The sequence below is a fragment of the Ruegeria sp. D1(2025) genome, from assembly GCF_056536425.1.
This window is the reverse complement of the sequence record NZ_JBQFPO010000015.1, coordinates 1-26,205: the sequence shown is the minus strand read 5'-3', so window position 1 is coordinate 26,205 and position 26,205 is coordinate 1. Positions and strand designations below refer to the sequence as shown.

General features: G+C 54.4%; 21 protein-coding genes. 6 read left to right on the top strand and 15 right to left on the bottom strand.

From position 1 onward, the window contains the following. Window positions 1-160 precede the first annotated feature (160 nt). Window positions 161-694, bottom strand: coding sequence for a hypothetical protein (locus ACR1XU_RS21270; protein ID WP_480915697.1), 534 nt, complete (start codon window positions 692-694; stop codon window positions 161-163). Between the two features lie 23 nt (window positions 695-717). On the opposite strand from ACR1XU_RS21270, the gene ACR1XU_RS21265 reads away from it, so the two are divergent. Together ACR1XU_RS21265 and ACR1XU_RS21260 are read left to right on the top strand one after the other, a co-directional pair. After that, window positions 718-1,377 (top strand): response regulator transcription factor, encoded by a 660-nt coding sequence (locus ACR1XU_RS21265; RefSeq protein ID WP_170808303.1) that lies wholly within the window; start codon window positions 718-720, stop codon window positions 1,375-1,377. Further along, entirely contained in the window at window positions 1,377-2,726 is a 1,350-nt protein-coding gene (locus ACR1XU_RS21260) for an ATP-binding protein (protein WP_480908847.1), read from the top strand. The genes ACR1XU_RS21265 and ACR1XU_RS21260 overlap by 1 nt, the downstream gene beginning before the upstream one ends. Window positions 2,727-2,803: 77 nt before the next feature. Here ACR1XU_RS21260 and ACR1XU_RS21255 read toward each other — a convergent pair whose 3' ends face one another. Genes ACR1XU_RS21255 through ACR1XU_RS21245 form a run of 3 tightly spaced genes read right to left on the bottom strand, consistent with a single transcriptional unit; the run spans window position 2,804 to window position 5,948 of the window. Beyond that, window positions 2,804-4,306, bottom strand: coding sequence for a sulfotransferase (locus tag ACR1XU_RS21255; RefSeq protein WP_480908848.1), 1,503 nt, complete (start codon window positions 4,304-4,306; stop codon window positions 2,804-2,806). After that, on the bottom strand, window positions 4,303-4,560 hold the full coding sequence (locus ACR1XU_RS21250) for a hypothetical protein (RefSeq protein WP_480908849.1): 258 nt from the start codon (window positions 4,558-4,560) through the stop codon (window positions 4,303-4,305). The genes ACR1XU_RS21255 and ACR1XU_RS21250 overlap by 4 nt, the downstream gene beginning before the upstream one ends. Next, window positions 4,560-5,948 carry an arylsulfotransferase family protein gene (locus ACR1XU_RS21245; RefSeq protein ID WP_480908850.1) on the bottom strand — a complete coding sequence of 463 codons (1,389 nt, stop codon included), beginning with the start codon at window positions 5,946-5,948 and terminating at the stop codon, window positions 4,560-4,562. The genes ACR1XU_RS21250 and ACR1XU_RS21245 overlap by 1 nt, the downstream gene beginning before the upstream one ends. A 544-nt stretch (window positions 5,949-6,492) precedes the next feature. On the opposite strand from ACR1XU_RS21245, the gene ACR1XU_RS21240 reads away from it, so the two are divergent. The 3 genes from ACR1XU_RS21240 (at window position 6,493) to ACR1XU_RS21230 (ending at window position 10,021) form a co-directional block, all read left to right on the top strand. After that, window positions 6,493-7,815, top strand: coding sequence for a mechanosensitive ion channel family protein (locus ACR1XU_RS21240; RefSeq protein ID WP_480908851.1), 1,323 nt, complete (start codon window positions 6,493-6,495; stop codon window positions 7,813-7,815). Further along, the gene (locus ACR1XU_RS21235; RefSeq protein WP_480908859.1) at window positions 7,812-9,434 is read left to right on the top strand and encodes a mechanosensitive ion channel family protein; all 1,623 of its coding nucleotides are present in this window, start codon (window positions 7,812-7,814) and stop codon (window positions 9,432-9,434) included. The genes ACR1XU_RS21240 and ACR1XU_RS21235 overlap by 4 nt, the downstream gene beginning before the upstream one ends. An 86-nt stretch (window positions 9,435-9,520) precedes the next feature. Further along, window positions 9,521-10,021, top strand: a complete 501-nt coding sequence (locus ACR1XU_RS21230; protein WP_170808308.1) for a hypothetical protein — start codon at window positions 9,521-9,523, stop codon at window positions 10,019-10,021. A gap of 12 nt (window positions 10,022-10,033) precedes the next feature. Here ACR1XU_RS21230 and ACR1XU_RS21225 read toward each other — a convergent pair whose 3' ends face one another. The 11 genes from ACR1XU_RS21225 to ugpB all read right to left on the bottom strand — a co-directional run bounded on the left by ACR1XU_RS21225 (window position 10,034) and on the right by ugpB (window position 24,676). Then, window positions 10,034-12,778, bottom strand: a complete 2,745-nt coding sequence (locus tag ACR1XU_RS21225) for an AsmA family protein (protein WP_480908852.1) — start codon at window positions 12,776-12,778, stop codon at window positions 10,034-10,036. Between the two features lie 112 nt (window positions 12,779-12,890). Beyond that, entirely contained in the window at window positions 12,891-14,516 is a 1,626-nt protein-coding gene (locus ACR1XU_RS21220) for a L,D-transpeptidase family protein (RefSeq protein ID WP_480915696.1), read from the bottom strand. A gap of 170 nt (window positions 14,517-14,686) precedes the next feature. Continuing rightward, complete coding sequence (locus ACR1XU_RS21215) at window positions 14,687-15,250, bottom strand: molecular chaperone TorD family protein (RefSeq protein ID WP_480908854.1); 564 nt, start codon at window positions 15,248-15,250, stop codon at window positions 14,687-14,689. Then, the gene (gene torA, locus ACR1XU_RS21210; protein ID WP_480908855.1) at window positions 15,247-17,712 is read right to left on the bottom strand and encodes a trimethylamine-N-oxide reductase TorA; all 2,466 of its coding nucleotides are present in this window, start codon (window positions 17,710-17,712) and stop codon (window positions 15,247-15,249) included. Before torA ends, ACR1XU_RS21215 begins: the two co-directional genes overlap by 4 nt. Before the next feature lie 10 nt (window positions 17,713-17,722). Then, window positions 17,723-18,910: a pentaheme c-type cytochrome TorC gene (gene torC, locus ACR1XU_RS21205; RefSeq protein ID WP_480441195.1), complete on the bottom strand. Its 1,188-nt coding sequence runs from the start codon at window positions 18,908-18,910 to the stop codon at window positions 17,723-17,725. A 31-nt stretch (window positions 18,911-18,941) separates the two neighbouring features. After that, entirely contained in the window at window positions 18,942-19,115 is a 174-nt protein-coding gene (locus tag ACR1XU_RS21200; protein ID WP_480908856.1) for a periplasmic nitrate reductase, NapE protein, read from the bottom strand. A 418-nt stretch (window positions 19,116-19,533) separates the two neighbouring features. Next, window positions 19,534-20,508 (bottom strand): glycerophosphodiester phosphodiesterase family protein, encoded by a 975-nt coding sequence (locus ACR1XU_RS21195; RefSeq protein WP_480908857.1) that lies wholly within the window; start codon window positions 20,506-20,508, stop codon window positions 19,534-19,536. Continuing rightward, window positions 20,508-21,563: a sn-glycerol-3-phosphate import ATP-binding protein UgpC gene (locus tag ACR1XU_RS21190; RefSeq protein WP_480908858.1), complete on the bottom strand. Its 1,056-nt coding sequence runs from the start codon at window positions 21,561-21,563 to the stop codon at window positions 20,508-20,510. The genes ACR1XU_RS21195 and ACR1XU_RS21190 overlap by 1 nt, the downstream gene beginning before the upstream one ends. A 3-nt stretch (window positions 21,564-21,566) precedes the next feature. After that, on the bottom strand, window positions 21,567-22,403 hold the full coding sequence (ugpE, locus tag ACR1XU_RS21185) for a sn-glycerol-3-phosphate ABC transporter permease UgpE (protein WP_170617208.1): 837 nt from the start codon (window positions 22,401-22,403) through the stop codon (window positions 21,567-21,569). Window positions 22,404-22,423: 20 nt separating this feature from the next. Beyond that, complete coding sequence (gene ugpA, locus ACR1XU_RS21180) at window positions 22,424-23,305, bottom strand: sn-glycerol-3-phosphate ABC transporter permease UgpA (protein ID WP_170617192.1); 882 nt, start codon at window positions 23,303-23,305, stop codon at window positions 22,424-22,426. Window positions 23,306-23,365: 60 nt separating this feature from the next. After that, window positions 23,366-24,676 (bottom strand): sn-glycerol-3-phosphate ABC transporter substrate-binding protein UgpB, encoded by a 1,311-nt coding sequence (ugpB, locus tag ACR1XU_RS21175; protein WP_480491949.1) that lies wholly within the window; start codon window positions 24,674-24,676, stop codon window positions 23,366-23,368. A gap of 172 nt (window positions 24,677-24,848) precedes the next feature. On the opposite strand from ugpB, the gene ACR1XU_RS21170 reads away from it, so the two are divergent. Continuing rightward, entirely contained in the window at window positions 24,849-25,763 is a 915-nt protein-coding gene (locus tag ACR1XU_RS21170) for a LysR substrate-binding domain-containing protein (RefSeq protein WP_170617196.1), read from the top strand. Window positions 25,764-26,205: the final 442 nt, after the last annotated feature.

Here is a 26,205-nt window from a genome sequence, read left to right as displayed (position 1 = left end):
ACATTGAAGCCGGTAGAGTTTGAGTATGTTTGTGCGGCTAAGACTTTCAGAATTGGGGAACCTGCTTGCAACTGCGGGATTGATTACCTGTTTTTTGACAGGTGATGGCAACGCTGCTGTGCGCGAGCTTAAACAATCCGAATTGCGGCACGCCACAACATCAGGTGGTGCCATTCGCCTGAAGAGGGTTATCAGAGGCGTTGAAAAGATTTTCGGCGGAACCCCCGTCGACGCCCGCGCCTTTGAATCCGATAAGGTTTACTATCGTATCCTGGTCAAGAAACCTGACGGGAAGATCATCAGCGTCATCGTGGACGCCCAGACGGGTGTCGTCGTGTCCAACCGGTCTCGCGTCAGCCGCGAGATTACAAATGCAGCGCGGGCGAAACCCGGCAATTCGGCCAATTCCGGTAGCGGAAGCGTGCAGAATACCAATAGCAAAAGTGCCAACAGCGACAGCAGAGGTAATTCCGGCAACAATCGCGGCGGCAATGGAAACGCTGGTGGCAACGGGAATGGAAACGCCGGTGGCAACAGTGGCGGCAACGGCGGCGGTAATGGCGGCGGCAACGGTGGCGGTAATGGCGGCGGCAACGGTGGCGGTAATGGCGGCGGCAACGGTGGCGGTAATGGCGGCGGCAACGGTGGCGGTAATGGCAATGGCGGTGGCAAGAAATAACTGATGATCCGTCATCAATTCGCCTGTAGTTTCAAATCATGAGAATCCTACTTGCAGAAGATGAACCGCGCCTGTGCGAGCAGATCAAAAAACTACTGAGCGCCGAAGGTCGGATCGTCGATGTAGTCCATAGCGGGGTTGATGCCCTGCATATGGGGTCGACTGAACCCTACGACATGATCATTTTGGACATCGGCCTTCCGGAACGTGACGGGATTTCCGTTTTGCGAGATTGGCGCAGTGCCGGAATAAAGACGCCTGTTCTGATCCTGACCGCCCGAGACGGCTGGAGCGAGCGGGTGGACGGTCTGGATGCAGGTGCAGATGACTATATGACCAAGCCTTTTCACATGCCCGAACTGGCGGCCCGCGTCCGTGCGATTTTACGGCGACAGAGCGGACAGCTGAACCCGGTCATCGAAATGGGAAGCGTCCTTTTGGACACAAGAAACGGGCGTGTCTCCGTGGACGGAATTCCGGTTGATCTGACCGCACAGGAAATCGCCGTCCTCACCTATCTGGCCCATAACCCCGGGCGCCTGATCTCGCGCACTGAATTGTCGGAACATATCTATGAGTATGACAAGGATCGGGATTCCAACACAATTGCCGTATTTATTACGCGCCTGCGCAAGAAGCTGGGACCGGACCTGATCACAACGGTTCGGGGTCGCGGATACATGATCGATTCTGCCTGATGCTTTCGCTGCGACAACGGGCATTGCTGGGCGGAATATTGTCCGGAGCGATGTCTGTGGGTGTGGGCACGCTGGCGGTTTTTTCCTACATCGATTCCCGGGTTTCCCAGCAGTTCGATACAACGCTTCGGGACCGGCACACACAACTGATCGTTGGACTGAGTGTCACCACCGACAATCCCGAAGCACTGCGTGATCTGATTTTCGATCCGGCATACAGTACGCCATATTCCGGGCGATACTGGCAGGTGACAAGCGAGGCAGGCGAAGTTTACTCCTCGGCTTCCCTTTTCGATGAAACCCTCGCCGAGCCGCAAGATGCACCCGACACAGTTATGCTGTGGAACACCGATGGGCCGGAGAATGAAGCGGTCCGCGGCATATATCAGAAGATCACCTATGAAGATGGCACGATCTGGGGCATCAGCGTCGCTGAAAACCGCGACAAGCTCATCGCGGAACGCCGGGCCGCACAACGCAGCCTAATCCCGGTTTTTGGGCTGGTTGGCCTGATAGGCATCGCCGGTTCGCTGTTGCTGATGTCGGCCATTCTTGGGCCGCTTCGCAAACTGCGGTCAGATGTGGCCCAGCGTTGGGACGTGGACGAAGACCTCAGACCGGAAGACTACCCCGAGGAAGTGTCGCCGCTTGTCCAGGACCTCAACCAGCTATTGCAACGCAACCGCGACATCGTCTCCGGGTCCCGCAGGCAGGCGGCTGATCTTGCACATGCGCTGAAGACACCGGCCGCGATTTTGCAGAATGAACTGGATAGTTTGTCCGAGGCCGGGGTGGACATCAAAACCGCACAGGAATCTCTGGATCGGATCGATGCGCAACTTGGCCGCTCTCTGGCGCGAATGCGCGCGATGAACACTGCCGAACTGACCCATTCCCGTACAGACCTGTCAAATTCCATCGACCGGCTTGCAAAGCTGTTTTCCCTGATGGCCGAGCGTGAACAGAAGACATTAAAGGTGGCGACCATTCCCGGCCTGTGGGTTCGAATGGACAAGCAGGACATCGAAGAGGTTCTAGGAAACCTTCTGGACAATTCAATGAAATGGTGCCGGCAGATTGTGCAGGTGACAACGACGCGGCAGGACCAGTTTATCGAAATTCGGATCGAAGACGACGGACCGGGAATTCCCGAGAATGACCGACGCGAAGCGCTTCGTTCCGGGGGGAGGCTCGACACCTCCGTCACCGGCAGCGGCTTGGGGCTGGCAATCGCAGTGGATCTGCTTACGGCATATGGTGCCAGTCTTGATCTGGGCAGGTCGGAAGAACTCGGTGGTCTGAGGTGCAGCATCGTGATCCCATTGGGTTCTCATGCTGGCGCCAGTTGAAGCATGGCGGTCCAGCTTACGGGAACGGGTAAAATTCGAATTTGCTTAGTTAGCCCTTGGTGCTTAGACCAGTTGCTTCAAGCTCGATGGGATGCAACTGCCGATCCAGCGGCGATGGAGTGATCCCTAAGAGCAGCATAGATTTCGTGGGCATCCCTCAAACGCGAAGGATCAAAGTGCTCAGTCCTGACCAGGTCGGGTTTTGAATGAAAATACCGCCCAAAGCTTTGATCGGCAGGTGACAGCCCAACCAAATCATACAAGGTTTCCATGGTTGCCTGTGGGGCGATGCGCAGGTCGTCCTGAAACAACAAAATGCACTGATCCTTATGCTTCAGAAGCGCCTTGAAGGCGCAGATCCAGTAGTCCAGCCAATAGTCCAGACTATGTGTATCTTTGCCGATCGGATCGAAGTCCGGAAACAGGAAGGGTTTATGCAAATCTCCGAACTCGAAATGTCCGATATCGGCCATGTATCGGGTTACAAAATTGTCCCGAGCCTGAAGATTGCTGAAATTGACGTGCTGGCGAAGCAGAGACTCGGCATGGCATTCCGGTCGCCGAACCGGAACCACGATCCGGCAATCCGGGAAGGATTTGAGCAGATAGGGAATTCGGGCAATGTTCGCGTTATTCTTGGAGCAATAGCGTGTTTTCGGCACGTCATTTGGACCCGCCTGACAGTTCCGCGCTCTGATGATGCAGTTCATGTGCTGTCGCAAAAACTGGTCTGCCCGAGGGTCTGTGTCGCCAACGTCCCAAAGTGGAATCGAAGTCCCCCGGTAGCGCTCTGGCCAGAACGCTTTCCAAAGCACTTCCTCGAACGCTTCCGGGCTATCAAGATCGATCTCCATCCCGTCGCCGTGGGCGCGCTGCTGCCGCCGGACGCCGCGCTGCTGACCGCCGGCTATTTTGTTCCACATAACAGGAGCCGTAATAAATGGCATATCCCGGTACATATGCGTAGCTACTTCGGGCGCATCGTGCAGTGCGTTAAGGACCGCCGTTGTGCCGCCGCGAGCGAGAGAGGTTACGAATATCGGTCGCTGCCCATCCGACGTGGAAGATTGCCGTACCAGGCGATCTTCTAGCCGCGCGCCCAGTTTCAGCACCGCCGGGCCTGAAAATGCAAGATTATGCACAAACTGGTCGATCGACGAGTACTGACCCCCTTCAGTATCTTCCGAAGCATCGGCACGACGTAGCCAGCTGACAATCTTGACGCCCGCAAAGGCAACAACCGATACCACAACGATGTAATCCAGGCGAAGCATGAGCCCAAGTACCGCTTCACCTGCCACAACGCCCGCCCAATCCGCCGATGCAATCGGCAGACCCGCCGCAGCCAGGGCCAGCGCGATGCGCCATGTCAGATTCAGACCACCCGCCAACAGCTTCAACCCCGCCTGCCTTGCAGCCTTTTCCTTGGCGTCGTCCGAAAGCTGATTGTCAAACAGTGCAGTGACACCCGCCATGCAGGTGCTCACAACGTTTTGGGCCGTGCCTGCAATGTTTGTTAGCCACAGGGCCAGAATGAACCCTGCAACCGCCAAAAGAGAAACAGCTAACGCTGACGTCATGGTGCGGAGTCGTTTTCGGAACCGGCCCTTTTCTTCCGCCCCCCGACCCACCGCTTGAGCGGGAACCAGACCAGACCGACGATCAGAAAAATCACACCCAGAATGACAGCAACCGTAACGGCTATCGCGCCCAACCCTGCTCCGGGGCCGATATAGGCTTGTGCCGGGCTCGGCAGCAGTAACAAGACGGTGCAGATAACCAACATAGGCTGGGCGATGCGGCCTACGAGCGTGTGTTTGCTAAGCCGGTTCATTATGCGCATTCCTTCCAATCGACTTCAAAATAGTCCGGTGGATAGAGTTTCGAATTGGTGATCTCACCAACAAATTCGTCATCATATTCATTTACATATTCCCAGATCACCTTGCCTGTTCTGTCCACTTCCAGAACCCGCCCGGCGTCAAACTCGGTGATCAGCATACCGCCGTTTTCCAGAATTTCATGCTGCCCGCGCACGACCGACAACATCTCCTGCCCCGGTTTGCTTCCGAATACGACTTCCGTTTCGCGGCTTACCGGATCAATCGCCATGATATTGGTGTCGCGGGGCGCATCCAGCCGGGTTTTCTCGGTTGGCGTGTAGGACGTTAGGTAAGCGTTGTTGTTGAAGATCGAAATTTTCCCGTCCGAGCGGAACTCGGGATCGTGCTGCCGGACCCAGGGACCCGTCTGGTGCCACTTTACGTTCCGGGTGGTCGCATCAACCACCATCACAAGATTGAGCCCCCGCATAGAGATCACCCAATCTCCTGCGCTGAACGATGGAAACTTGTCTGCCAATTCCAAAGGCAGCTCGTCAATTTTGTTGGCATGAACCAACTCATTACGCGCCACATGCGATGGCTTAATCTCACGTCCGTTGGCAGTCAGCAACGCGGACAGCCCGCTGTCGATAATGATGCCGGGTATCGAAATGCGCTCAAGGACCTGACCCTGTTGATCGAGTCTCAGGATGGTGTCTTCCAGTATCGTCTCGTTTGTTGCGGGGGTCGAAAAGGGTGGAAAGCGATCAACGACTTCAGATGCCATCCATTCGTCCCGGCCAAGCGTCAGGTATCCTCCGTTTTCCGATGTAACTATCGAGTGGTGGGTTTTTTCGTTGAGCGTCCAGAGAACCCCGGAACATTGGTCCAGCTTGACAGCCCCGCAATACTCATAACTGAAGACAAGCTCGCCTTTCTCGGTCAGCAATGCGCCATGAACGTCCGTCATCAAAGGGTTGTTGAGATGACCGCAAGGGCGTGTGTCGGCATCGGGAAAATGCTCAGTGTAATTCAACGACCACTTGCGGATGACGCTGCCGTCACGGTTCACAAGCCTGGCCTGGTTCTCACCGTCAAAGAAACCCATCAGCAGAATGGTGTCCTGACGGCCCGGCTGACTATTGATTACAACACCGCTGCCTTGTTTGCGCGTCGGCTGAAGATGTTTATGGTATGCCCGCGCCTCTCGTGTAAGGGATTTGTCCACGAACAGGACTTTGTAAACTGAGCGGAGCTGTGGAACAGGCGGCCAGCTCTTTCTTTGCGCGACTATCCCGAAAAGCACCGAAGAAAAAACAACGGCGATGAACAGACAAGCCCAGAACATCCGTTCGGGCAGCTTTTCGAACTTAGGTTTCTTATTGCCCACTTTACTCATTATCAACAAACTCAATACTCAAACATGGCACCGGACACGCGGCTCAGCCTCATAGCCCAACGTTCTGTTAGCCAGTTGAACTCGCTTCCATTGAGGCCCGGAGAAACTTCTGACGTCCAAACCTGTAGTTAGCCCCCTGGAAGTTCGAGGCAGAGGTCGAAGACCGTATCTTACCAACAACCCAGCCTTCTTCGAACGTTTTGTTTCTCCCCTCAAAACACGTGCATTTCACTTAGCTTCACAGCCTCAAGGTGACTATGCTTGACCAGCTTTGAACGCACTGAAAACGCCCCGTTCATCTTCAGTTAATTTTACTGTTTGAAAGCAAACGGATACGCCTTTCTAGGAAGCTCATCCAAAACTAGCACTACTGAAGTCACATGGTGCTATCTTGTGGAGCTTTCCAGAGTTGCATCGTTTTGGTTCGACAGGGCCCTCGTGCAACAAGTTCATCACACCAAAATATTCGATTTCGAACATGAGTGTAGATTTCTTGCGTCTCTGTGTGCTCTTTTTAACCGTTAAAGAGGGAGGGGACAGATAAATGAGACGACCACTCGGAGCCGGGCTTATTTGGCTATTCCTTTGGTTCGCAGCGATTTCAACTACGTTTCCTGCCAGCGCGCAAGAAACGACGGCCGAGCCGGAAACCGTTGAAGTTGAAGATAGTAATCTTCTGGATGAGGTCGTCGATCAGTCAATATCGGCGGATGACTTGGAAGTCCTGCTTGTCCCCTTGACCGCTGAGGAGCTTAGCGAGGTCGCAACCACTTGGCAGGGATATGTGCGCTCTCAGCTCGAAGACATTGCTCGGATTAATCTGAAACTCCGGTCAGCAAGCGAAGCTCAGGAGGATGGCTTGAGATCGCAGTTGTCATCCTTGAATGACACCGGATCCGAAATTTTGGACAACTATCGCGTGGTGCTCGAGGCATGGACATTGAAAGGTGCGAAGGCCGAAGATCTGACACCGCACACCGACTATATTCTCGCTCTGAAAGCCGGCGCCCTAAAAACAACTGATCTTCAAACGCTTTTCCAGAATGCTTGGGCCTGGCTGATTTCCTGGGACGGGGGCATCGGTCTGCTGATGGCTGGTCTTGGCGTCTTGCTGGCCGTCTGGGCCATGATGTTCGTCGCCCGAATGGTGCGACGGGTAACCGAACGTGGGCTAAACAAAATTCCGACGATTTCGAGGATGCTGAAAAGGTTTGTGGCCACAACCGTTTATTGGGCTGTTTTTGTCCTTGGCATATTGGTCGTTTTGGCGCTGTTCGGCGTAAACGTTACACCCCTGTTTGCCATACTGGGCGGTTTGTCCTTCATCCTGGGCTTTGCGTTGCAAGAAACGTTAGGCAACCTGGCAAGCGGCCTGATGATCATGGTCCTCAAACCGTTCGACACTGGCGACTATATACAGGTCGGCGGTTCATCGGGCTTTGTGGACGAGATGTCCGTGGTTTCAACGAAAATCAGAACATTCGACAACCAGATTATCGTGGTTCCGAACAGCAAGATTTGGGGCGACGTGATAACCAACGTAAGCGCGTCGGAAGAACGTCGGGTCGATCTGGTTTTCGGCATCGCGTATTCGGACAACGCGGCCCGGGCAATTGAGGTTCTCAAAGATCTGGTGGCGCAGCACAAGCTATGTCTGAAGACGCCAGAACCCGAGGTTTTCGTAGGAGAGCTGGGAGACAGTTCGGTCAATATCTTCTGTCGCCCATGGTCCAAGTCCGAAGACTATTGGACAGTCTATTGGGACCTCACTGGGCAAGCGAAAGAGAAGTTCGACCAAGAGGGCATTTCGATCCCCTTCCCACAACGGGATGTTCATCTGATACCCGTAGAGGGAGCAAAGTCATGAGAGCTGTATCGCTTTGGTTCGCGTCCTTTCTACTTGTGTGCGGTGTCGCATTTGCCCAGTCAGAAGAAGCACTTACCCCACAGGAAGAAAGAGAAGATCCTGAATTCGTAGCTCCGGTCGTTATCGACGGTGAGGAGTTGTTCGTGGTTCGAGGCTCAAGCGCTTTGCCTGCCACGGAACGAGCCAGAAAAATCGAAGAACGGATAGCCCAGGTCGCCGATGCTTCCAACAAATCAACTGTCCAATTGCTGATTTCGGACGCTGAATTCGGGAAGCTGATCCGCGCCGACGGGCAGATGGTTACGATAACCACCCAAGCGGATGCCGAGCATGAACAGATGGCGATTGAAGTCCTGGCCGGGCTGCAAGCAGAGGCGATCGAGGCTGCGATCCTGCAATACCGGGATGCCAGGTCCAATGAGGGCAGAGTCGACAGCGCGATGGCTGCATTTGCCTGGACGGTGATCTTTGCCCTTGCGTCTTATGGGTTTTTTGCAAAGCGGCGAAAGCTGTTGAGATATATCAGAAATAACCTTGAGAAGAGAGCAGAAGGCGTCGAGGAAGCCACCAAGTCGATCTTGAGAAGCAGGGCAATTGCCTCGATCATCGTTTACTCGATCCACATATTGATGTGGGTCCTGTTTCTGTTCTTCTTTTACTACTACCTTTCATTGGTGCTGCTGTCTTTCGCGGAAACACAGGGCATCGCCCAGATCCTTTTGAAATACGTCAGCGAGCCGCTCATCAGTGTCGTGTTGGCTATCGTGGGGTACATCCCAAACCTGATCATGCTTGTGATCATTGCCGCTGTGACGCGGATGGCAATTCGCGGCATCGACCTGTTTTTTGAAAACCTTGAGAGCGGCGCGTTCGAACTTAAGGACTTTGAAGATCACTGGATTGCACCCACGAACATGTTGGTCAGGGCTTTGATCATCGTGATCGCGCTGGTGTTTGCGTACCCCTATATTCCGGGATCTGACTCCCGTGCCTTTCAGGGTCTGACAATTCTAGCCGGCATCATGGTTTCGCTTGGCTCGAACACCGTGGTTTCAAACATGATGGCTGGTCTGTTCGTTATCTACAGGCGCAGTACAAACGTAGGTGATCGCATTAAGGTCGGCGACAAGGTCGGGGACGTCACCGAGATAAAGCTGATGGAAACTCTCATCAAATCTATCAAAAACGAAATGATAAGTATTCCAAACGCGCAGCTTCTCAATTCCGAAGTCATAAATTACTCGCGAAAAGTGGATGGTCGCGGGATATTGGTGCATACGACGGTGGGAATTGGATACGAAGAGCCACCAAAGAAGATCAAGGCGATGCTTGTGGAAGCAGCCCATCGCACGCAAGGACTGAAAAAGAACCCTGAACCATTTGTGCTTTGGACCCAGTTGGCCGACTACGCAATCAACTATGAAATCAATGCGTACACGTCTCGTGGATCGAGCCTGCCCAAGATACTGTCCGATCTTCATGAGAACATTGTCGACGTGTTCAATGAAAACGGAACGCAGATAATGACGCCGTCCTACATTGCGGATCCGCCAGAACCGAAAGTCCCGACAGAGGAATGGGATGGAAAACTCGCGAATGCAGCCGAACATACCAAGTGACTTTGCCTCCTCTGGGAACAGTTGGATCGGTGCCGCGCTACAGGTAGAGTTACAGATGTAGTCTTCAGAACGATTTGAGGTTTCAGATGATCAAATGGGCACTGTCCGCAGCTTTCGTGCTTAGTGGGAGCTTTGCTTTCGCTGCCGGTATGGAACAATGGGGTGAGTCCGGAGACTGGAAAATCCTGATTGACCCCGAGAAAGGCAACGGGTGTCTCGCCTGGAAACCCTTTGAAAACGATATGACGGTCGAAATAGGGGCCGCCCCCAAGCAGGGTGGCGGCTTTTTCGCAGCCTACAATCCGGCCTGGGTTCAGATCGAGGATGGGGCGACGGGGATTGTTAAGTTCGATTTCGGTGACGCGAAGTTCGAAGGCGAAGCGGTCGGTGTTTTCAAGAATGGCGTCCCCGGAGGTTACGCCTATTTCGATAACCCTGCATTTGTAGGTGAATTCGGAAAGCGCCAAAGCGTCACGATCATTGGCGAAAGTGGAACCGAGGTAGAGCTCGATTTGAGTGGGTCCGCCAAAGCCATCGAGGCCGTTCTGGCGTGTCAGGCCGAACAGCCGCAACCGCTAAACGAATAAGACCACGCCAAGCTATTCCAATTGGGAAATATCCGGAACGCAAGGTTGCCTGTCCGCCGGCATTTCGTCTGCACCATCAGGTGCTTCACTTCTTGATCCACCCACATCCAGTTTGAATTTTGGCGACGAAAGCTGACCGGTCACGTCGAACGGCCATGCGCTTCGGGACAAAGGTTTGCCAACCCGGCGCGGCTCCGCCCTGATCGCGATTGTATCGTTCAACCAGTCTACCTGCCCCCTGGCCACCAATTGGACCGAGCCCGTCTCAACCACTATGGAGTTCGAGCTTACCTGCCCGGCTTCAATGCGTACCGGTGCCACCACGCAGGTGATGTCGGTGTACCCTTGACGAAACTCCTCGGAGAACAGCCACGGGAAAATACCAAGCCCTGCCAGTTCCAGCAGGCTGGTGCTGACATAGCCTTGCGACATCGACAAAGAGGCGTCGCCGCGCATGGAATTGATGAAGGCTTTGCCGGACGCCGTACTGCCCGAAACATTGAACTCCCCGCTCAAACGCCCATAGGCATCGATTCCGATACCCAGTTCATCAAGGATCTCACCGAATTCCCATCCTGACGTGGAACCGGACAGGGAAAGCCAATCAGGTGAGTCAATCAGGTCCATCACCGCCCGCAGGCTGAAGTTTCCACCACCATAGGCCATCTGGAGCGGGCCAAAATCGACCGTCCCTTCCTTTGCGGACAACTGGCTTGAAACAGATGTTACCCCTTTTTGGCCTACAATCTCTTTGAATTCGATCTGCACCTCAAGATCAGCCTCTTGCAGCACCCGCTGCACATCCAGAAGATCGGCAGGCTTGCCTTTCTCCTTGGGCAAGACCAACGGCTGGACATCCGTTTCCTTCGGCAGAACCAGGGGCTGTACGTCGGTTTCAACTTCTTTCGCGGCCTCGCCCACCAGGCTCTTAAGTTGGTTCAGCGTCGCAGTCAGGTTCTTCAGGTCGCCAAGATCGAGCCTTTCGCTTGTAACGTTGCCACGAACAACAGAAGCGCCCTCGGGGAACTTTGCGCCCAATGCGGCCAGAAGGTGTGACGACCCGGCTTCAAACTCGATCGAGGCATCGAAATCGTCGCCCTGTTTCGAGGTTTCTGCATCAATGGCCAGCGCACCAACTGGGACAGGTTCCAGATTGAGCGCGGTCAGAAACTCAGCGCCGTCACCCACATCCAGTTCAACGTCGAAATCGAGACCTGCCAACCCTTTGATCTCGTTCACAGACAGCGCTAGATCGAGCGCCCAGAGATCGGTACCGTAGGTGGTTGCGTTGAACCTGTCGAGAGAAACCGGCCCACCCTTGTTGGACAGGCTGAAGTCGGCGTTTATACCACCAAACTGGTCGACGAAATCTTCATCCAGATTTGGCAGAATCAATCTGGCAGGTCCGTTTAGGGTTCCCTCAAATGTCACATCCTGAAGCTGAAGCAGGTCAAGGATTTCGCCTTCCGCCTTGAGAACCGGATCCTCGACTGGCCCGGCTTGCAAGGTAATGCCCAACATCGCAAGCCGACCATCTGGCATACGGCGTATGCGTTCGATGGAGGCTGGCCCGATAACGTCCAGTCCTTGGTCAAATGCGTTGGTTTGAAACAGAAGCTCTTCGAACTCGAATGACGCCAGTGATCCAACCATGTGCATTTCAAAGGCCGTGAACTTCAGTTCCCGGATACTCTTGGCTGCTTGCGGTGGCTGCCCTTCGGGATGAAGCCGCGCGTCAAAAAGCAGATCGACGCCTTGGGCTGCGTAGAGGTCTTCAATGGACCCCTCAGCCGAAAGCTGCTGTCCCTCCGCGAGGCTAATCGTGGTCTTGAAACTCTCGATTTTCAGAGTGTCCTGCGACACAAGCTCGGCTTCAAGCTTGCCATTCCCCTCTAGAACGCGTTCCAACCCGATGACTTCAAGAAAATCACCGAATTCACCAGTGTCCATCTGCAGGACAGCGCGATAGCCTCCGCCTTCGCTCTCCGACAATGGCTCGCCGTCGTAGTTGACCGTCATCCCCCCGAAATTGGCACGGGTCGTAAACGGCGCGCCGTGCGGATAGTCGCCCTCTATCTGGAAGCTTTGGTCATTGACGGCACCTGCCCCTGAGACCTTTGTTCTTTGTCCGTCATCCACCTGTTCGAGGCCGAGCGACTGAAGGTCAAACACAAACGAAAAGCCCGAGACTTGGTCATCAATGGTCAGCCCTATCGAACTGAAACTCACGTTCTTGTCGCTGAGAAATGCGAGGATTCCGCTGCCTTCCGCGTCACTCTCGGCGGGCTCCTCGACCTCGGCCAAAGCGTCCTGATTGTCCTCTGACTGAGCGCTTGCGGGTTTTGGCTTTGGTGGCGTTTGACCCTTTTGCCAGCTTGTCGTGCCGTCAGACGAAGTAAGAAAATTGGCCTGAAGGCCGTCCACCACGAGATTGTCAAACTGAATTCGACCGTTGGCCAAAGCCGCAATATCCAGTTCCAGTTCCAGACGACTTAACTCGGCAAGCGATGTATCTGCCATTGTCAGGCTCGGGATTACCACGCCGCCGACATAGATGTGCGTGATACGCCCAAGCGCGACGCTCACATCGTCGTTGACCAAAAGTGGTCGCCCGATTTGTTTCGAAAGAACTTGTTCAACAAGGCCGCGCCGCATGTCTGAAAACAACGGCGCAGCCAGCAACAACCAGACAAAGGCGATTGCTGCGAAAACGAGAAACGCGACAATGCCGAATATTCTAAATAGCCAAGTCCTCATGCGTTCCCTTGTCGCCGCTCACATAGGCCAGTCTACCTCGAAAACGGAAATCTCCAACCATTCTGGCTGTTTGGCACGGAAACAAGGTTTCCTTGTGCCGCGCTTTGCGCACTCAGCGGTCCAAAGCCGCAAGGATGCGCGCATCCCGTTCGTACGGGTCTTCGCGGAAGTGAACGACCCCGTCCTCAACCCACGCTGTCCAATAAGTCAGAAGAACCGGCATCGGCTCGGGCAGGTTGATGCGGGTTGTCTTTCCGCTATCCAGAATGGACTGCATTTTTTGTCTGCTCCAGTCCGGCTCACCTTCCATCAGAAGGCTTGCGAATTCGAACGGATACTCAAGGCGAACGCAGCCGGAACTGAGGTTCCTTTCGTTTCGGTCAAAAAGACTGGCGTCGTTGGTGTCATGCAAATACACCGCGTACTTGTTGGGAAACATGAACTTGACCAAACCCAACGCATTGTCCGGGCCCGGTTGCTGAACAAGCGTGACGCCGGGGTTCTTTGCCCCCCAATTCACAAGATTGGCAGGAATTGTCTGCCCGTCTTTGTTCCGCACCACATAATTGTTACGCGACAGATAGGTCGGATCCTGGCGGATGCGAGACAGCTTGTCTTTGCGAAAAATCGAAGCGGGAACGGTCCAGGTCGGGTTGAACTCCATGTATTCGATTTCATCCCGGAACACCGGGGTCTTTCTATAGGCTGACCCCGTAATCGACCTGGTGGTCCAAAGCGTACCATCCGATTTGATCATGTATGTGCGGGCGCCGGCAATGTTCACCAGCACGAACTCGTCGTCGATTTCCCGCATCAGCCAACGGCCTCGTTCCAGACTGAGACGCAGCTTGTTTACACGGTCTTCTACGGGTTTATTGAGTGAATTGAACGTCTTGCCGCCAATAACCCCGTCTGCTTCCAACCCGTGGCGACTTTGAAAGTTCTTGACCAACTCGACCAGGTTATCATCGTAAACCCAAGCCGGATCTTCACCATCTTGACTGGTTTTCGACGATGCGCCAGCTCCTGCATAACCCTCTGCCACAAGCCTTTCGCGTAGTTTTGCAACGGCCGGATCCACCATTTCCGGCTTCAAAACAGTGTCTTCGGGAACTTTGGTCCAGCCCCCTTGCGATGCGATGGATCTGTATTTGCTCAGCGCTTCAACAAGCATCGCATATTGGGCGTTGTCGATGTCGATGCGTTCAACTAATGCGCTAAAGCCCTCCCCCTGAAGAAACTGGTTCAATACCTTGGCTGGATCTTGTTGAATAACCGGCTTTGAGAAGTTCCAATCATCGTCCAGTGCGTTTGGGTCGACTTTCCCAAACACCAGATGGTGCACAAGTTTGACGGCGGCATCGGTCGCCAGAATGTCGAAGAAAGCCTGATCCGAGGTATCCCCACCCTGTGAGGTTCTTAAGGCGGTTCGAAGTTCGTCTAGTTTGAAGTCATCGGGTCTGAACCCCTGATCAATGGCCCCATCCAACTCTTCAAAAAGTTCGTCAACCAGTTCATCGCGTGTCCATACCGGCGCAAAGCCCCGTTCTTCGTAGAAACGCGGCACCAGGACCTTCGCATTCAGGCTTTTGCTGTTGGGAAGTGCGCTACCAGCGTTGTCGCTTGACACCAGAAACGCTTCAATCTGTTTCGAGACTTGATTTGCAATACTCAGGTTAGGACATACCAACAGCATTGCAGTTAGCGTCGTTGCGAGCATCGACTTAAAATACTTCACCATCCCCTCCCGTGGCGTCCATCAATATTTACCCCTTGGGGAGAAGGATACTACAACATACTGTATATTCAAATTCCAATTCATTATTTTTCAACTCTGCCGCCTTCACGGAAGTGACCCCTTGGACCAGGCCCTTGAGGTCTACGTAATCCGTTGAATTATTGGATGGACTAAGAAGCGCAGTCCTCAACCACCGCTTCGGTGAGGCTAACGAGCGACACGTAAAACGGTGCAGACAAATGATGCCCTTGAACCCTTGTCGCGAAGGCATTGTACCAGGGCAAGATGTCTTCAGCAGCAAATCGCGCAGCGTCTATTGCGCCGGGGCGCCCTTCCAGACACATCGCTAGATATTCGAGCATTATGGCCAGATGATCGGCCGGTTCAGAGAAGCCATTGGCCACTTCTGTTCCGGCTTGCTTTAGCAATGATTGCATTCTGCAATGTGGGGCAGACATGAGGTTCCCCGACCCTTGCCAAGCAGAGGCATATAGTGGGGCGGCTTCCCTGCCACCGGCCAGAAATACGCTTCCGTAACTGATTGCGAGTTCTTTTTGGGTGGTCTGCGGGTCAAACCACTTTTTCATTTCCCGGATCAGTTGATCTGATCCAGCGACATCACTCAAAAGCTCGTCAGCGACCCCGCCATGGCATGCTTTGATGGTTGCCACGTCAAGTTCGCGCGCGAATCCCGTCGACAGAAAGCGCATCAGATCCGGAGAAACTTCCTTCATACGGTGATGGGTCCGCCAAAGGCTGTTACCGGTGGAACTTCTCCTTCAAACTTCTCCATCTCTACGATGCAGGTATTTGCAGATGTCGCTTGTGACAGTTTCGAGGCGCCCACATCCAAAGTGACCGTGTTTGGGTCGCCATACGTGTCGAGAGCGTTGGGTGTGGCATCGACCGGTCCATACCAGGCACCTTCATGAATGCGGATTACGCCTCTTGGATAGTCATCGCTCAGAACAGCGCCGGCCAACAATTGACCGCGATCATTGAAAACCCGCACGATATCGCCGTCTTCAATTCCTCGGTCGGCCGCGTCTTCGGGGCTTACATACACAGGCTCTCGATCCTTTACCGCATATGTTGCGCGGTACGGGTCGCTCTCGCACATTTGCGAATGAAGGCGCTGATCCGGGTGACAGGATTGCAGCCACAGCGGAAACTTGTCGGACCCCGGCCCACCATGAGACCGTTCGACTTTTTCCATCCACTTGGGGTGTTCTCCGCAATCGTCATAGCCATAGTTGCCGATTGTCCGGCTGGAGATTTCGATAAATCCTGAAGGCGTACCAAGCGCATTTATTTCAGGGTCTTCGCGGAAATCGGCGTGCCTGACCCAAGGTTCGCCCCGTTCAAACCGAACCATGCCCTTTTCCCAGAACTCTTCGAAAGGTGGCATCTCATAGCTACCCTCGTTTGCGCTACGGGTCGTCTCATAAAGGCTCTCAACCCACTCCATTTCGTCCCAGCCGCGGGTGTATTCTTGCTCGCGACCGAAGCGTTGGCAGAACAGCGAAAAAATCTCAAAGTCGGTTTTGGAATGGAACAGCGGATCGACCAGCTTCTTCATGGCGATTACGCCGGAACGAGAATATGAGCCGTAGCTGTCTATGTCGTTCCGCTCAAATTGGGTGCAGGCAGGCAGGACCAAGTCGGCGTGTCTGCACGTAGCGGTCCACGCATAGTCAATCGCAACAATGGTCTCCAGCTTTTGGATGGCCACGCGCATCTTGTTGTGGTCCTGATGATGATGGAACGGATTGCATCCGGTGAAAATTGCCATTCGGATGTCCGGATACGTAACTGTGTGCCCGTTGTGTTCGACTGTTCCACCGGGGTTCATCAGGCAGTCGATCCATCTGGCGACAGGAATTGTACTGCTGGCACCCGGGAAATTGTCGTCTGACCGTATAGGATCAACGCCAATATCCAAATTCAGAGGAAAAGCCCCGGGCATGTTGGCGCCAGATGGTGCCACGCCAATACCGCTATAGTGATGAGAATAGCTGATGCCGCCCCCAGGCAGCCCAATTTGACCCAACATGGCCGCGATGATCGCACCCATCCAATACGGCTGTTCGCCATGCTGTTGCCGCTGCACGGACCAACCGAAGACGAGCTGCGTTCGGTCCGATGCAAGCAATCGGGCAAATTCTTTGATCGTATCAACCGGGACACCGCAAATCGGCGCTGCCCACTCGGGCGTCTTTTCGACACCATCTTCAGCCTCGCCCATAACGTAGGCCATGAAAGGCTCGAACCCGAGCGTGTAGACATTCAGAAACTCTTCGTCGTGCAGACCTTCGGTATAGAGCGTGTGCGCCAGTGCCAGCATGAAAGCCACATCTGTCATCGGATTGATGTAGAGTTGCTCGGCCCCAATGTGCTTTTGGGTTTTGGTTCGCACCGGGTCCACGCTGATGGCCCGGATGTTGCCTGCCGCGATTTTGTCCCGCAGCTGGTCAAAATACTCAAATGGTTCGTGTGTTTCGCAGGTCCAGCCGACTTGCAGGTTTTTCAGCGGGTCATTCGCCCAGAAAACGATAGTTTTGGCGTTATCCAGGATCAGTGGCCAACTGGTTCCCTGCGAATAAACTTCGGTGGACCCAAGCACGTAAGGAAGGATGGTTTGGCCTGCGCCAGTTGAATAGTCGCCCGCCTTTTTCACATAGCCGCCGTACATCGAAACGGCACGGTTCATGTGATTGATGCAGGAATGGAACTGGCCGGTCTGCCGCCAGCCCGTCGCGCCAGCGTAAAGCCCCGAAGGTCCGTGCGTAGTCTGAACACGCTCCATTTCCTCGAAGAACAGGTCCAAAGCCTCATCCCAGGTCAGACGAACAAAGCGGTTGTCGCCCCTTGTGGTTCGGTCCGCGTCTTTTCGGTTATCCAGCCATTCTGCACGGGCCATCGGGTAGCGGACGCGCGACGGCGAATAAATCAGGCCCTGGATGCCGTTCACCATATCGGTCGGGTGCGGATCGTCGGCAAGCGGGCGAACCTCGGTCACCTGACCACCTTTGACAAGGGCCTCGATCGCACCCCAGTGTGAGCCTGATGTTTTCCAGATACCGGCAGATGTCAGTTGCTCTGCACGAGCGGTCGCTGGTTGAAGCAGGCTGGGCCCCAATAGTGCGGACAACCCTGTTGCTCCTGTGCCTTTCAGAAAATCACGACGCGTTGACATGGTTTTCTCCTCAGTGAGAGCCGCCATAGTCAGCGGAATGTTTTTGCAGGTAGGTCAGCACCAAATTGGCCTGGGCTTCGTCCATGTTGGTAAACCCGACCATACCGTTAAACTGCGCAGGCCAGGAGTTGGTCCCGAAGTGATCCGGGTCCGGCTGTGCGTGGCAAGTGGAGCAGTTGGCGGTGTAGCTTTCCTCAGCCACCGTCCAAAGCTCGTCAATCTCATCCACATATCCCTGTTTGTCCGACCAAAGCGTTACCGTGACAGGCGCCCAGTCGAGCCCCGTCGCATCATCCGTCTGAGGTGCGGAAGCTTCGACCAGTTCGGCGTTCTGAGCCGTGTCCTTCGACAAAACGGCAACCCGAATATTGTGCCCGAATTCATCAAATATGACGCGCCCAAACCCTTTATCCTTGCGCCACGCCTTAAGTGCGACTTGAACACGGTCCCCGCTTTCATCCAAAACTTCGACGGCAGCACCGAGTGTCAGGTTACCCACCGGCTCCGAACCCTCGGCGCTGTCATAAACAGGGATGTCACGAATGGCGAAGTAGTCTTCGCCGACCGAGACGCTGCCTGAATTGGCCTTGTTTTCAAGCTTGGCCATGGCCGGGCTGCCCACGGCCACGTTGTCAGGCAGGTGATGAGCTATGCCCTTGTGACACTCGATACAGCCTGTATTCAGTGCGGCTGCCGGTTTCATATAGAACCGCGCTTCGGCCGACATCGCGTCCCAATCCATGCTGTCGTAATCATGACAGTTCCGACATTCGAGCGAGTTGTTTGCCTCCAGCCGGGCCCATTCGTGTCTTGCCAATTCCGCGCGGCGTGCCTCGAACTTTTCGCGGGTGTTTATGGTGCCGAATACAGCCGCCCAGACTTCCTTCGACGCTTGCATTTTTCTGGCAACCTTGTTGGTCCACTCATGCGGTACATGACAATCCGGACATGTAGCACGGACCCCGGTTCGGTTTTCCCAATGGACCGTGGACTGAAGCTCTACATAGACATTGTCACGCATCTCGTGGCAGGAAACGCAGAACTTTTCCGTGTTGGTAAACTCCATCGCGGTATTGAAGCCGCCCCAGAAAATTATCCCGGTAATAAAGCCACCCAGACTGATCACGCCCAGACTGATCGTTGTGGCAGGTCGAGATACCGTATTCCAGAAGGATGACAATGTAGACTTCAGAGACATAAGAACGTGCTCCTCGGTTCATTTTCTGGGTTTAGAGAGATCCAGCTGGCGGGCCGTAGATGATTTGGAGTATCCATACGGTGAAACCGTAAGCCCCGACCCCAAGGACTGTAATTCCGGGCAGAAACACCAACGTAATAAACAAGAAGGACAGCCATTCACGCTTGGCTGCGTCTTTCGAGCTGCTGATGGATTGATCTGTCATATCTATCTCGCTCGCCTAAGATGAAAATGCTCACGGCAATGTTACTACCATAGATAAACCTGCTTGAATCAAAGGGCGCGGCGGAATGTCGCAGTCAGAGGCTGATCTAGAGCGCTGTATTTACGTCTTTTTCCGGCAGGGTTTTCTGCTTTGGGTCCAACTTAATCATTTGAAAATGCATAAAAGATGCCCCTTTTCCACCCAATGATGGGCAAGCCTAGGGTATGATCTAGCGCTCCGTAGCACGAGACGCGATGAAGGGGGCTTCGAGGCCTTCACAAAAAAGTTGCACGGTCAAAGCTGAGGCTCGTTTCGTTTGCCCAGCCAATATGGGTTTCGCCCCTAAGGCGACTTTAACTGGTGATCTAACCAATCCATTCAGATCATGTTTCTCTGGAATCCAAGAATTGCCAGGTGTCTATGGCGCCTGTGTCCGGTGAAGTTGTGCCGGTGTATCGTCATGCCATCTCATGCCCAAATCTGACAGATGCCTTTGAACCCGGCCCGGATAATCAGACACAATTGCGTCCACGCGCAGATCGATCATTCTGCTTATTTCTTCAGGGTCATTGACTGTCCACACAGCAACACAAAGGCCCAGTTCTTTCGCAAGTGACACATTTTCTGCGGTCACATCCGCAAAATAGGGGCACCAAAGCGCACCCCCGGCCTGTTCGACCAGTTTTGGAATTTCATCCCGACGGCCCCGAAAATCCGGGCAAACAGCTTTCGAGGAATCCTCGCCGACATCGTCGGCATTTTCCGGGAGCTGAGTCAGGTAGGAAGACGGCAGATCAGGCGCCTGACGCTGACATTCTTCCAACAGGTTCCAATCGAAACTGTGCAAAACAGCCCGCGATGCCAAGCCTATGGTACGAAGCTCCTGCAGCACACGTTTTACGAATTTCCGCCGGTAAGATGAATCGTGGGCCAAATCCGGGTCAGATTTCAGTTCCAGCATAAGATTGGCATCACCGTATCTCGGTTCACCAACAAGTTTCAGCAAGTCCGAAAGCGTGGGAACGCGAATGCCGTCCAGTTGGGCCTGATCAGGGAACCGACGACCATAAGCCGATTGCCCGTTCAACCGTCCGACGTCGAATTGCTGGATCTGCTCGACAGTCAGCGAAGAAACCTTTGGCTCTTCTCCTACCAAAAAACGGCCACTGGCGTCCCTAAAAGTCGGCGCGTGAAGCCGGTGGTTATGTGTGATGACGGGGACATCGTCAGCCGTAAGAACGACATCAAACTCAAGAAGCGGGACGCCAATGGAAAGTGTGAAGTCAAAACCGATCATGCTGTTTTCAGGCAAAACGCCCCGCGCACCCCGATGACCTACGACCCGGATCAAATCCTTGCCGCCGCGAAATGCTTCGACCTGAGGGAACACCATTAGTTTTCCAGTCTTTTGCCCGTTGCGTGGTCAAACAAATGCATATTCTCTGGTGCAACCGAGAACCGCATATTCGGATGACGACCCTCGATCGGGTGAACACCCGGAAGGCTGATCGTGATCGTGTCGCCAGAACCCGTAAGGTGGCCGTGCAACAGCGTATTTGCCCCAAGCGGTTCCGCCATCTGAATCGCAGCTTCCAGCGGACCGCTTTCATCCAGCAGCAGGTGCTCTGGCCTTATGCCCAGCTTTACGGCGGCATCTGGACCTGTAGACGGGCCAACCGCGATGTCGCCGATCCGGATTGTCCCGTTTTCGCGCCGCGCTTCAAAAACATTCATCGCCGGGCTGCCGATGAATTGCGCCGCGAACAGCGTCTTAGGGGTCTCGTAGACCTCCAGCGGCGTTCCTATTTGCTCGGCGATGCCTCCATTCATTACGATCATTCTGTCCGCCATTGTCATGGCTTCGACCTGGTCATGTGTAACGTAAAGTGAGGTAATACCGAGTTTTTCCTGAAGTTCGCGGATTTCAAGACGCATCTGAACGCGAAGCTTGGCGTCAAGGTTCGAGAGCGGCTCATCAAACAGGAAAACCGCTGGCTCGCGGACGATGGCCCGCCCCATCGCCACCCTCTGACGCTGTCCGCCTGACAACTGTCTGGGCTTACGGTCCAGCAAGGGTTCCAACTGCAGCAGCTTTGCGGCGTCAGTCACTTTTTGATCGATCTGATCTTTGGGCAACCCGGCAATTTTCAGGCCATACCCCATGTTCTGACGCACCGACATATGCGGATAGAGCGCATAATTCTGGAACACCATGGCGATGTCCCGGTCCATAGGCTCTTTGTCGTTGGCCCGTTCATCACCGATCCGGATTTCCCCTGACGTGACAGTTTCCAGCCCCGCCACCATCCGCAACAGCGTGGATTTACCACAGCCAGAGGGGCCGACGATCACGATGAACTCACCATCGGCGATATCGACATCAATACCGTGAATCACATCCGTCGGGCCAAAGCTCTTTTTGACATTCTCTAGGGATACTGTTGCCATTTCTTACTTCTCGCTATCGACAAGGCCGCGGACAAAGAGCTTTTGCATCGACACCACCACGATGACCGGCGGGATCATCGCCAGAATGGACGTCGCCATGATGACCGGCCATTCGGCCACATCATCGCCGGACGGGAACATCTGCTTGATGCCCATTACGATGGTATTCATCTCTGGATCAGTGGTGATCAGCAGCGGCCACAGGTATTGGTTCCAGCCATAGATAAACAGGATCACGAACAGCGCCGCGATGTTGGTGCGGCTCATCGGAACAACGATATCAATGAAGAACCGCATCGGGCGGGCCCCATCCACGCGGGCGGCTTCGGCCAGTTCATCCGGGATTGTCAGAAAGAACTGGCGGAACAGGAACGTTGCCGTCGCCGAGGCGATCAGGGGGAAGATCAACCCATAGTAGCTGTTGAGCATTCCGAACCCTGCGACGACCTCAAAAGTCGGCACGATACGAACCTCGACCGGAAGCATAAGCGTCAAGAAGATCAGCCAAAAGAAAGTCGTCCGTCCGGGAAAGCGGAAATAGACAATCGCAAAAGCAGAGAGCAGTGAAATCACGATTTTGCCCACTGCGATCCCAATGGCCATCACGAGGCTGTTGAACAACATCGTGGCAACCGGGACATTCACGCCGGAAAACAGCGCGGCCTTGTAGTTCTCCCAGAACTGATCACCCGGTACCAACGGCATGGGCGGTGACACGATTTCAGGCTGGGTGACGGTAGAGGCGACAAATGCCAGCCAGATCGGGAAGAAGATGATCAAGACGCCAAGGATCATCATGGCATGAGTCAACCAGATCCCCATGCCGCGTTTTTCGACCATTCCGTGTTGTTGGGCTGCCATCAGTAGTGCACCCTTTTTTCCACGTATTTGAACTGGATGACGGTCAGCAGGCCAACGACGATCAGCAGAATGACAGATTGTGCCGAAGACGAACCAAGATCCTGTCCGACGAACCCATCCGAAAAGACTTTGTAGACCAGAATAGTCGTCGACTGCTGTGGCCCGCCGCCAGTGATTGTGTGAATGACGCCGAATGTTTCAAAGAAGGCATAGACGACATTCACCACCAGCAGGAAGAACGCCGTCGGCGAAAGCAACGGCAGAACAATTGTGAAAAACCGGCGCCAGAAGCGTGCGCCGTCAATTGCGGCAGCCTCGATCACCGACCTTGGGACCGACTGCAACGCTGCGAAAAAGAACAGGAAGTTATAGCTGATGCGCCCCCAGGCAGAGGCGACGACCACAAGCCCCATGGCCTCGGTGCCATTCAGAACGTGGTTCCAGTCATAACCAAGCTGGCCGAGGTACCACGACACGACCCCAACGCGCGTGTTGAACATGAACAGCCACAGCACACCTGCCACCGCAGGCGCAACGGCGTAGGGCCAGATCAGCAGCGTCCGATAAACACCCGACCCCTTGATCAGGCGGTCTGCGATAACCGCCAGAAACAAGGCCGGGATCATCGAACACAGCGTGACGAGCGTCGAAAACACTGCTGTTGTCACGAAAGAGGCGCGGTAGAACTTATCGCTCAGCAGGAACTCAAAATTGCCGAGCCCCACAAACTGGGACGACAGCCCAAACGGATCAGGTATGAACAGAGATTGCCAAACAGCCTGACCGGCAGGGTAAAAAAAGAATACTGCGGAAATGATGACCTGAGGGGCGATCAGCGCCAATGGCAACAGCCAGCCGCGAAAGGTGACGCGTTTTTCCATCCTGATGGTCCACCGAAGAAAGAGAATGCGGGCTCTGTAGAGCCCGCATCGGATTGTGGTTTATTGATTGGCGGATTCGAACCGGCGCAGCAGCGCGTCACCGCGTTCTTTTGCGCTGTCCATCGCTTCCTGAGCGGTCTTTTCACCGGACCAGACAGCCTCAAGCTCTTCGTCGATGATCCCGCGAATCTGGTCGAACGACCCCAGACGCAGACCTTTCGAATTTGCGGTCGGCTCCTTCGCAGTCATCTGGATCACCGCGATGTCGGTTCCCGGGTTTTCGTCATAGAAACCCGCAGCGCGGGTGGCTTCGCCAGCTTCAGCCGTGATCGGAAGATAGCCGGTGTCCTGGTGCCAGGCGGCCTGCACGTCGGACGACGACAAGAAGCTCAGGAATTCGCCGACGCCCTTGTATTCTTCAGGGTCATGACCTTCCATCACCCAAAGCGATGCGCCACCGATAATGGTGTTCTGCGGCTCGCTCGTGACAGCTTCCCAATAGGGCAGCGGGCGCACATCGAAATCGAACTCAGCCTCGGAACTGATGCCAGCGTAACCGGCCGAGCTTTCCGTAAACAACGCGCATTCGCCAGCCCGGAAGTTTGCCCCACCTTCGTTCCTGCGCCCGGTGTAGATGAACTTGCCATCCTTGGCCCAGTCGCCCATTGCCGTCAGGTGCGCGACCTGCGCCGGGCCGTTCAGCATCAGCTCGGTATCCAGACCGGCAAAACCGTTGTCCTTCGAGGCGAACGGAACGTCGTGATAGGCTGACAGGTTCTCAAGATGGATCCAGCTTTGCCATGCAGTCACCAGCGGGCAGTCTTCACCACCAGCCTTGAGCTGCTCGAGAACGTCGCCAACTTTTTCCCAGGTGGACAGATCCGTATCCGGGTCGACACCGGCCGCTTCCATGGCGTCGCGATTGACCCACAGAACCGGCGTGGAAGAGTTGAACGGCAACGACAGCATGTCACCGTCAGTTGTCGTGTAGTATCCTTTGACCGCGCCAATATATGCGTCGGGATCGAAGGAAGCGCCGCTTTCAGCCATAACTTCATAGACCGGTTTGATTGCACCTTCGGCCGACATCATCGTTGCCGTGCCCACTTCGAACACCATCAGGATATGCGGCTGTTCGCCGGCACGGAATGCGGCGATCCCCGCATTCAAGGTTTCCGAGTAGTTGCCCTTGTGGCTTTCGACCACGACAAACTCATCCTGGCTGGCGTTGAACTCCTCGACCTGCGCTTTCACAAGTTCACCCAGTCGACCGGTGAAGGCATGCCAGAACTGAACTTCGGTTTGCGACATTGCCGCCACCGGGGACAAGGCAGTTGTTAAGGCAAGAGCGCCTAGCAGATTCTTATTCATGATTCCTCCCATGCATCAGGTTCGATGCTTCGTTGAATACCGACCGCTACGCGTAAACGGCACACATGACGATTTCACGACGTTAGCGTTACAGAAATATAATTCAAGCTTTATCTGCTGGATAAAAAAATAACACAATGTTATGCACAAAGGCAGCAGACTAGGATCGGAAATGAGTCAAATTCTGAGAGTCCGGCAAATGGAAGCCCTCATGGCAGTGACCACCAATGGCTCTGTCACAGCGGCCGCAAACGATTTAGGGGTAAGCCAGCCTGCTGTCAGCAGATTGCTGTCGGATCTTGAAAAGTCACTTGGGTTCCAACTTTTTGATCGCCGGGAAGGCAGATTGGTGCCAACACAGGAGGTTCGTTACCTCTTGCCCAGCGTCGAACGTGTTCTCGAGCTTATGAGGCAAATCTCGGATGTCAGTCAGGACATCACAAAACGCAAAGCAGGGCACATCCGAGTCGCTTGCCTGCCCGGATTTGCCACCAGCCACCTACCCGATGTCGTCTCCAGATTTCTGGAAAATCGGCCTGGTGTCACCCTGACGATCGAACCAGACAGACCAGAACGCATTCTCGAATGGATGATCGGCGAGCAGTATGATTTCGGAATCACAGACAGCTTTAATGGTCACCCGGCGGTCGAAAGCACAAATATCGACGTCCGGACAGTTTGCGTATTCCCGACCGGACATGACCTGGAAAACCTCTCCGAAGTTACGCCTGCGGACCTTGAAGATAGCAAAATCATCCACACGCGACGCGACAGCGACTTTTTCGGTCGGCTTTCGAAAGCGTTTCAAAATGCCAATGTCGAATTGAGTTCCCATATTGAAGTCAGGCAGTTCACGGCGGCCTGCGAGTTGGCCGTCAAAGGCGTTGGCGTATCTGTCGTGAGTGAACTTGACGCCGTCCAATACACATCTCGGGGCTTAAGCTATCGGCCATTCAAACCACTGTTGCCGCACACCCTTTCGCTGGTGCGCCCGATTTTAAAGCAACCGTCACTGGTGACTTTGGAATTCATCGAACAGTTTAGGGAAAGCCTAGACCCGTATAAGGCAGAGAAGGTCAGTCGATGAGTAGAGAGGTATGAAAACGAAGTTGGACTGGCAGCAAACTCTGCGCTCACCAATTGCCTAAGGTCCGCACTCTATCCCCATGACCTGATCCTGAACCCCGCGGCTTCCTCCTTACGAAGTTTGTCAACGCAGGCCGCCATCGGCGCCCAACGGCAAACTTGTACCTCTACCCGCAGCGAAAAACCTTCAGAAAAATGTCATTTTCTGCATTTGCGAAAAAGCCAAAGCGCAATTATAGAAGCATACCGTCAATTTGTATTAAGCCGTCTTAGCGCCGCCTCAAGGCCAGCGCGAACTTAACATGCCTGAAGCTGTGTTGCCCTCGTCTGACTTACTTTCACCGAACCGAGGTTTGAATGCCGGCGCCTCAAGACTGCGCCCCGTCGTATTGGCCGCGGCAACCACGGTTCTAGGTGTCATACCGCTGCTGCCGGACGTGTTT

Bases quoted from the DNA above. Each gene is read 5' to 3' on its own strand.
- ACR1XU_RS21255 (WP_480908848.1), bottom strand. From the start codon at position 4,306: ATGACGTCAGCGTTAGCTGTTTCTCTTTTGGCGGTTGCAGGGTTCATT.
- ACR1XU_RS21225 (WP_480908852.1), bottom strand. From the start codon at position 12,778: ATGAGGACTTGGCTATTTAGAATATTCGGCATTGTCGCGTTTCTCGTT.
- ACR1XU_RS21215 (WP_480908854.1), bottom strand. From the start codon at position 15,250: ATGAAGGAAGTTTCTCCGGATCTGATGCGCTTTCTGTCGACGGGATTC.
- ACR1XU_RS21195 (WP_480908857.1), bottom strand. From the start codon at position 20,508: ATGGTGTTCCCTCAGGTCGAAGCATTTCGCGGCGGCAAGGATTTGATC.
- ugpA (WP_170617192.1), bottom strand. From the start codon at position 23,305: ATGGAAAAACGCGTCACCTTTCGCGGCTGGCTGTTGCCATTGGCGCTG.
- torC (WP_480441195.1), bottom strand. From the start codon at position 18,910: ATGTCTCTGAAGTCTACATTGTCATCCTTCTGGAATACGGTATCTCGA.
- ACR1XU_RS21230 (WP_170808308.1), top strand. From the start codon at position 9,521: ATGATCAAATGGGCACTGTCCGCAGCTTTCGTGCTTAGTGGGAGCTTT.
- ACR1XU_RS21270 (WP_480915697.1), bottom strand. From the start codon at position 694: ATGACGGATCATCAGTTATTTCTTGCCACCGCCATTGCCATTACCGCC.
- ACR1XU_RS21245 (WP_480908850.1), bottom strand. From the start codon at position 5,948: ATGAGTAAAGTGGGCAATAAGAAACCTAAGTTCGAAAAGCTGCCCGAA.
- ACR1XU_RS21260 (WP_480908847.1), top strand. From the start codon at position 1,377: ATGCTTTCGCTGCGACAACGGGCATTGCTGGGCGGAATATTGTCCGGA.
- ACR1XU_RS21200 (WP_480908856.1), bottom strand. From the start codon at position 19,115: ATGACAGATCAATCCATCAGCAGCTCGAAAGACGCAGCCAAGCGTGAA.
- ACR1XU_RS21235 (WP_480908859.1), top strand. From the start codon at position 7,812: ATGAGAGCTGTATCGCTTTGGTTCGCGTCCTTTCTACTTGTGTGCGGT.
- ugpB (WP_480491949.1), bottom strand. From the start codon at position 24,676: ATGAATAAGAATCTGCTAGGCGCTCTTGCCTTAACAACTGCCTTGTCC.
- ACR1XU_RS21190 (WP_480908858.1), bottom strand. From the start codon at position 21,563: ATGGCAACAGTATCCCTAGAGAATGTCAAAAAGAGCTTTGGCCCGACG.
- ugpE (WP_170617208.1), bottom strand. From the start codon at position 22,403: ATGGTCGAAAAACGCGGCATGGGGATCTGGTTGACTCATGCCATGATG.
- ACR1XU_RS21265 (WP_170808303.1), top strand. From the start codon at position 718: ATGAGAATCCTACTTGCAGAAGATGAACCGCGCCTGTGCGAGCAGATC.
- torA (WP_480908855.1), bottom strand. From the start codon at position 17,712: ATGTCAACGCGTCGTGATTTTCTGAAAGGCACAGGAGCAACAGGGTTG.
- ACR1XU_RS21240 (WP_480908851.1), top strand. From the start codon at position 6,493: ATGAGACGACCACTCGGAGCCGGGCTTATTTGGCTATTCCTTTGGTTC.
- ACR1XU_RS21250 (WP_480908849.1), bottom strand. From the start codon at position 4,560: ATGAACCGGCTTAGCAAACACACGCTCGTAGGCCGCATCGCCCAGCCT.
- ACR1XU_RS21170 (WP_170617196.1), top strand. From the start codon at position 24,849: ATGAGTCAAATTCTGAGAGTCCGGCAAATGGAAGCCCTCATGGCAGTG.